Origin of the sequence: Streptomyces sp. ID05-39B, from assembly GCF_033794725.1 — a bacterium.
Lineage (GTDB): Bacteria > Actinomycetota > Actinomycetes > Streptomycetales > Streptomycetaceae > Streptomyces > Streptomyces bobili.
In genome coordinates this window covers 1-687 of record NZ_JARGEF010000550.1, presented here as the reverse complement: position 1 = coordinate 687, position 687 = coordinate 1, and the positions used below count along the sequence as shown (strand labels likewise).

Genomic DNA, 687 nt, shown 5'->3' with positions numbered 1-687 from the left:
GGGTCGGCGGGGGCGGGCGCTGTGAACGGCCGGGCGTCCTCGAAGACGCCGAACTCGTCGACGGCCGCGGTCTCGGCGCGCAGTTGGTCGCGCTGCCGCAGCAGGGCTCCGGCCTGGACGAACCGCAGCGGCAGTCCCTCGGACTCGAACCAGAGGTCGCCCGCCCAGTTGGCCTCCTCCTCGGTGAGGACGCGGCCGACGGCCCGTTCGATCACCTCGACGCCGCCCGCGCGGTCGAGGCCGCTCAGGGCGACCTCCGCGACGGCCGACTCGGCGGTGGGCGACGGGACGTCGGGGGTCGCGCCGAGCAGGAAGGCGCACTCGGGGGTGGCGTCGAGCAGCCGGTCGAGGTCGGCGCCGCCGAACTCCAGGTCGTCGACCACGACGACCGCGCCGACCTCGCGGACGAGGGCGAGCAGTTCCTCGGTGTCGGGGCGGTGCAGCGGGGCGTCGTAGACGATGTGGAAGAGGTCCTGGAGGAGGTCGGCGGCGGTGCGGCGGTGGCCGGTGAGGCGGACCACGCCGTCGGGCGCGAGGTCCTCGCAGTCCTCGGCGACGAGGTCGAGCAGGCTGGTGCGGCCGGAACCGGCGGGGCCGGTGAGGCGGACGGAACGGCCGCGGGCGAGCAGCCGGACGAGCTGCTCGCGCTCCTCCTGGCGGCCCAGGAGGGGGTGCTCGGGCTGGGCG

General features: G+C 76.3%; 1 pseudogene. It reads right to left on the bottom strand.

Annotated elements, in window-relative coordinates:
• Nucleotides 1–687: pseudogene (locus P1P75_RS41840) on the bottom strand (ATP-binding protein); the annotation flags it as partial.